Annotated in this window: 5 protein-coding genes; all 5 read left to right on the forward strand. The window is 32.8% G+C overall.

What is annotated here, in order from left to right; genetic code table 11:
* Positions 1-47: 47 nt before the first annotated feature.
* Complete coding sequence (locus ACFOZZ_RS03505; protein WP_376814710.1) at positions 48-2,282, forward strand: CDP-glycerol:glycerophosphate glycerophosphotransferase; 2,235 nt, start codon at positions 48-50, stop codon at positions 2,280-2,282.
* Positions 2,283-2,376: 94 nt separating this feature from the next.
* Positions 2,377-3,570, forward strand: coding sequence for a CDP-glycerol glycerophosphotransferase family protein (locus tag ACFOZZ_RS03510; protein ID WP_278778722.1), 1,194 nt, complete (start codon positions 2,377-2,379; stop codon positions 3,568-3,570).
* A complete protein-coding gene (locus ACFOZZ_RS03515; protein WP_278778720.1) occupies positions 3,560-4,657 on the forward strand; it encodes a CDP-glycerol glycerophosphotransferase family protein in 1,098 nt (365 codons plus the stop codon). The genes ACFOZZ_RS03510 and ACFOZZ_RS03515 overlap by 11 nt, the downstream gene beginning before the upstream one ends.
* A gap of 2 nt (positions 4,658-4,659) precedes the next feature.
* Positions 4,660-5,490 carry a DUF975 family protein gene (locus ACFOZZ_RS03520; protein WP_279148029.1) on the forward strand — a complete coding sequence of 277 codons (831 nt, stop codon included), beginning with the start codon at positions 4,660-4,662 and terminating at the stop codon, positions 5,488-5,490.
* Positions 5,490-6,221 carry a CPBP family intramembrane glutamic endopeptidase gene (locus ACFOZZ_RS03525; RefSeq protein WP_270397305.1) on the forward strand — a complete coding sequence of 244 codons (732 nt, stop codon included), beginning with the start codon at positions 5,490-5,492 and terminating at the stop codon, positions 6,219-6,221. The genes ACFOZZ_RS03520 and ACFOZZ_RS03525 overlap by 1 nt, the downstream gene beginning before the upstream one ends.
* Positions 6,222-6,323 lie beyond the last annotated feature (102 nt).

The raw sequence follows: 6,323 nt of genomic DNA on the forward strand, positions 1-6,323 counted from the left end.
GGGCAGGGTAACCTGCCTTTTTAAATATGGGGAAAGGAAGTTTAATTATGAAATTATCAATTATCATACCATTTAATCGTTATATTCGTTATTTATATGACTGCTTAGAAAGTATTAAGGATCAGAAATTATCTGATTATGAAGTACTTCTTATTGTAGATGCTATTGAAGATGTGAAGGATAAGATCCATAAATATGATTTACCAATCACTCTTGTTGAATCAGGAGAAGCATCAGTAGGTAAGAAGAGAAATATGGGTCTTGATCTTGCAAAGGGAGATTATGTTTATTTCTTAGATAGTGATGACTATGTATTACCAGGCTGTTTGAATGCTTTAATGGAAGAAGCAGAAAAGTCTCATAATCAAGTTGTGGCAGGTAAGAGAATGGTTTCATGGTTCAAAAAGCAAGTTTATGAAACAATGAGCGATGAAACAAATATTGAAAGAAACTTAAAAGACAAGGATCATGATCGTCTTGTAAAAGTGGAAAGAAAACAAGAAAAACATGTTTATGACAATGAACCAGAACAGTTCAAGATTGATCTTCTTATTCGTACAAGACATGCATTAAGAAATGTATCATGCTTAAACCTTCTTATTAAACGTTCACTTATTGAAGATAATCATATTTCTTTTAAAGAAGAATTCTTCTGGTATACAGATGCACCATTTGTAGTTGAACTATTAAAATATACGAATGATGTGTCTTTTGTAGAAGATGCTATTCTAGTCAAACGTAAACATAATGATCCAATCAATCGTCCTGCTTTATCCCAGATTAAGGATCCTGATGGTCGCTTTGATGAATTTATTGAAGCGCATAACTATTGCTTAGAGATTTCTAAGGATTATCCATCTATTCATTATTATATTAATGCGAAGATGGCTAACTACTTTACTAGTTTCTTTGCTAAAAAGGTGAGAAGAAGTGAAGATGATAAGTGGAGAACAACACGTTTTGATACAATGGCAGAAGTATTAACTCGCATTGAACCAAAACTATTAAAGAAATCTCTTTATCGTCGCAGACTTTCTAAAGCATGTATGAATCATGACTTAAAGAAAGCACAAAAAATCATTGCAGCCCACTTAGCTGGTGTTAAAGCCAAGAAGATCTTTAAGAATAAGAATGAAATGAATAAGTACTTATATAGACATAAATATAAAAATGAACCTATTCAGAAGAATCTAGTTATGTTTGAAACATTCCGTGGAGCAAGCTATGCTGATTCACCTAAATATATTTATGAATATTTGGCTAAGAACTTCCCAGGGCAGTATGAATTTGTCTGGGTACTCAATGATACGAAGACAAAACTTCCTTATGGTGGAACAGTTGTTAAACGTATGACACGTAAATATGCTTACTATCTTGCTGTATGTAAATACTTCGTATTTAATACAAGACAGCCATTATGGTATCGTAAAAGAGAAGGACAGGTCTTCTTGGAAACATGGCATGGTACACCATTAAAGCGTTTAGCCTTTGACCAGGAAGAAGTCACTGCAGCTTCTCCTACATATAAAGCACAGTTCTATCGCCAGAAACAGGAATGGGATTATTTAATTGCGCCTAACGCATTCTCTAGTGAAATATTCAAGAGCTGCTTTATGTATAAGGATGAAGGAGATACTATGTTAGATACAGGTTATCCTAGAAATGACTTACTCTCTGATCCTCATAAAGAAGAAAAAGCGAAAGAATTAAAGAAAAAAGTAGGTATTCCATTAGATAAGAAAGTCATTCTCTATGCACCAACATGGAGAGATGATGAATATTATGGTAATGGTGCTTATAAGTTCCAGTTAAAGCTTAATCTTGAACAGATGAGAAAAGAATTAGGAGATGAATATGTCATTATCCTAAGAACACATTATTATATTGCAGATGTTCTTGATTTGACAGGTTTAGATGGTTTTGCGTTTAACTTAAGTAAATATGATGATATTACTGAAATTTATTTGATGAGTGATATTCTTATTACTGACTATTCAAGTGTATTCTTTGATTTTGCTAACTTAAAACGTCCAATGTTATTCTATACATATGATTTAGATAAATATCGTGATGTATTAAGAGGCTTCTATATCAATATGGAAGAAGAACTTCCAGGCCCACTTGTATTCACAACAGACGAAGTCATTAACACAATCAAGCATATGGATGAAATCACTGAAAAATATGCAGACCGTTATGTCACTTTCTATGACAAGTTCTGTAGCTGGGAAGATGGTCATTCTTCACAGAGAGTTGTTGAAACAGTATTTGAAAAGAATTAGCTTTCCTTTACAGGAAGCTTTTTCTTTCTGTCGGTTTGATTGACTAGAGCAGTCATTCTCACTATAATAGACCCTAATAAAGGAGACTATCGTCATGAAATTGATTAAGAAAATATTAGGTAAAATGATTCGCTTATTATATCGAATTGTTTATCGCTTCATACCATGTGATGATCATACAATCTTATTTATATCATTCCATGGTCGTGGCTATACAGATAATCCTAAAGCATTACACCAATATATCACGGAACATAAAGAATATGCCTCATATCGCTGTATATATGCGATTAAGCATCATAAAGAAAAAAATCTCACTATTCCAAATGCGAAGATTATTGAATACTTCAGTATTCCTTATTTCTTTTATCTTGCAAGAAGTAAATATTGGATTTCTAACTGTAAGCTTCCTAAATATGTACTGAAGAAGGATAACCAGGTTTACTTGCAGACCTGGCATGGTACACCTTTAAAGAAACTTGCTCATGATATTGAAGTACCAGAAGGGACAACATTCTATCGTTCTGGCATGTCTGTAGAAGAAATGCGTGCAACTTATGACAATGATGTCTCTAAATACAACTATATGATTTCTCCAAGTGCTTTTACTACAGAAGTCTTCCAAACATCTTTTAGAATCAATAAGGAAAGACTCATTGAAACAGGCTACCCAAGAAATGATATATTATCTAACTATACAAAAGAAGATGTAGAAACTATTAAAAATAGAATTCATCTTCCTCACGATAAAAAGATCTTACTCTATGCTCCTACATGGCGTGATAATTCATTCAATATGAAGGGATATACATTTAAACTAGAAGTTGACTTTAAAAAATGGCAGGAAGTATTAGGGGATGAATATATTGTCGTATTCAAACCTCATTATTTAATTGTGAATGATTTTAATCTAGATGAGGTAAAAGATTTTGTTTATTATGTGGATCCTCAGGAAGATATTGCGGATCTGTATTTAATTGCAGATGCGTTAGTGACTGATTACTCAAGTGTCTTTTTTGATTATGCAATATTAAAAAGACCAATCTATTTCTATATGTATGATCTAGAAAACTATCGTGATGAATTACGAGGCTTCTATCTAGATATTTATAAAGATCTTCCTGGAGAAGTCATTACAGATGAAAATACATTACTTCAGAAGATTCATACACATGATTTTGATTATGACCGTCTAACAGGCTTTAATGAACGTTTTAATAATCATGAAGACGGACAGGCCAGCAAACGTGTCATTGATATTCTATTAGGTGAACAGCATGGGGCTTAAGAAAATTGTATTAAACATCATTCTTTCATTCGTGAACATCTTTGTATCACTTGTTCCTATCAAAAAGAATCAGATTGCATTTGTTTCATTAGAAGACAATGTTTTAAGAGATGACTTCTTAGATATCTATAATCATCTTGATACATCTCATTATTCTATTAAGAAAGTACTCATTCATTATGATAAAAAATCAATATGGAATGATTTCTTATATCTATTAAACTGTATTAAACAGATTATTGTGATTAATACATCCCATATCGTATTTATTAATGACAATAACTATGTAGTCTCTCATTATAAGAGACAAGGTGTTAAGGTCATTGAAGTATGGCATGCCACAGGAGCTATTAAGAAGTTTGGCAATGCAGTCAAAAGACAATATCCTATTAATAACTATGACTATGTCATTGCGAATAGTGATTATTGGATAGAACCTTATTCTTTGGCTTTTTCTGTAGATAAAGATAATGTGCTTGTAACAGGTATGCCTCGAGTAGATCATCTTTTTGATGAAAATTATAAAAAGGAAGTCAGTAACAATTTCTATTCAAAATATCCAGAACTTAAGAATAAGAAGATCTTACTCTATGCACCAACGTTTAGAGGAAATATTTATAAAGGATTCAAAGCAGTTGGTTTTGATGGAAAGAAATTCATTCATACTTTTGATGAAGACACAGTCCTTATTTATAAGTATCATCCACTTATGAAAGATATTCCTATTGAAGAAGAGGGACGTATCTTCAATATGAGTCATGAAAATACATATGAATTATTTGTGGTAAGTGATGCACTTATTTCAGATTTCTCTTCGATTATCTTTGATTATTCTATCCTAGATAAACCGATGTATTTCTTTGTGCCTGATTTAAAGGATTATATGCACCGTCTTGGATGTTTTGTGGACTATAAGAAGGAAATGCCTGGTCCGTTGTGCTATAATGAAGAAGAGTTAACAGATGCAATACATTCTAATGAACATTATGATATCAAACGATTTAAAAATAAATTCTTTAAATATCAGGATGGAAAGAATGTAGAGCGAGTAATCGCGTTAATTGAACAACTGATCAAGGAGGATTAATTATGAATATTTCAATGATTAAACAACGTGCAAGAGAAATAGCACGTGTGAATAAAACGAGTCTTGCCCGTATCTGCTTAATAGTAGGGGCGATTTCATCATTACCTAGTCTGTTGAGTTCTGATAATGGTATTATGAGTATTTTACATATTATTGTGGTTATATTAATAATTGCGGTAGAACAAGGCTATGTTGTTGCAGGACTTAAAGTTGTTACTGATCGTGAATATGAATTATCAGATAATGATGGTGTCTATGGTCTAGTTAACTGGATTGAATACGTACCAACTTATCTTGTAAAAGTACTTGTAAACTTTGTTATAGCATTCATTTTTGTAGCACTTATTGTGGTATGCTCTCTTGGTTCTTTTGGTGGCTTATTTGCGCTATTAAGTGATCCTTATAGTGTTTCACCTATTACAGGGGTTGTTTCAGGTCTAACAGCACTAAGTGGCATATTGTTGTTTGTATTGTTATTTGCCTTCGCATTTGTAATGATCTGGATTAATTTACGTATGTTTGCGATGACTTATTTACATCAGGAATATGGTATTAAAGGCTTTGAGGCACTTAAGGAATCATTCACATTAATGGAAGGTCATTGCACGGATTTATTATTAATCAATCTTTCATTTATTGGATGGATTCTTCTATGTGCCATCATTAGTATTATGATTGGTGGCGTATTTGGCGATAATGGTATTGCAGGATTGCTTGGTTCAATTCTAAGTGCGGCAATAGCGGCTTATACATATCAGCCTGTTTATATTACTGTACAGGCATTATTTTATAAAGAAATTGCTTATAAGTTCTACGATGAAGGGAGAATTTAATGAGAAAAAGAATTGATCGTTTTACGAGAAGACTCTCAGGACAGGAACTTGTTTTAGGGTGTGTCATCTTACTTCCATTATTCTTCTATTGTAATAGCTATATCGGAACAGCAATTGTAAAATGGATAATCTTAACATTTAACCTTTCAGTTGCCACCAATACTGCAACAATCTGGCTGAACTTTGCGGTTGATTTAATTACTGCACTTGTTGCAGTAATCATTTTAAGAAAGTTTATCAAACGTCAATGGAAAGATTTCATGAATAATAAGCTTTCTATTATTGTTGCAGGATGTTTTCTAGGATTCTTCCTCAATATTTGTGCTAATGCGATTGGAAGCAGTATAGTTAAGCTGTTTGTGGATCAATCATCAAGTGTGAATCAGCAGCAGGTAGAATCACTCACTAAAAGTATTCCTGCCATCATGTTCTTTGTGACAGGGTTCTTAGCACCAATAGGAGAAGAATTGATCTTTAGAGGTGTTATTTTTACAGGTCTACGTAAATATAATAGATTCTTAGCTTATGTGGTCTCTGCCTTCTTATTTGGCTTTATTCATGTTATGAATTCAGTCTTTGCAGGTAATATCTTTGAAATGGTACAGATGATACCATATGCTTGCTCAGGACTAGTCTTTGCATATATTTATGAAAGTACAGATAATATCTGGGCTTCTATTCTTACACATATGACAAACAATATATTTGCGTTATTAGTCATCTTATTCTAAATAAAAATGCCAGACATTGTCTGGCATTTAAAGGTGTGCCGGGCATGGCACTAATTCAGTCGGAGATAGTCCGACCACAGGTAGTTACCGCCAAGTGTAGTG

This window comes from Catenibacterium sp. GCM10023432, assembly GCF_042651925.1.
GTDB classification, from domain to species: domain Bacteria; phylum Bacillota_I; class Bacilli_A; order Erysipelotrichales; family Coprobacillaceae; genus Catenibacterium; species Catenibacterium mitsuoka.

Excerpts from the sequence above, each read along its gene's own strand:
- ACFOZZ_RS03505 (WP_376814710.1), top strand. The coding sequence starts at position 48 with ATGAAATTATCAATTATCATACCATTTAATCGTTATATTCGTTATTTA.
- ACFOZZ_RS03525 (WP_270397305.1), top strand. The coding sequence starts at position 5,490 with ATGAGAAAAAGAATTGATCGTTTTACGAGAAGACTCTCAGGACAGGAA.
- ACFOZZ_RS03510 (WP_278778722.1), top strand. The coding sequence starts at position 2,377 with ATGAAATTGATTAAGAAAATATTAGGTAAAATGATTCGCTTATTATAT.
- ACFOZZ_RS03520 (WP_279148029.1), top strand. The coding sequence starts at position 4,660 with ATGAATATTTCAATGATTAAACAACGTGCAAGAGAAATAGCACGTGTG.
- ACFOZZ_RS03515 (WP_278778720.1), top strand. The coding sequence starts at position 3,560 with ATGGGGCTTAAGAAAATTGTATTAAACATCATTCTTTCATTCGTGAAC.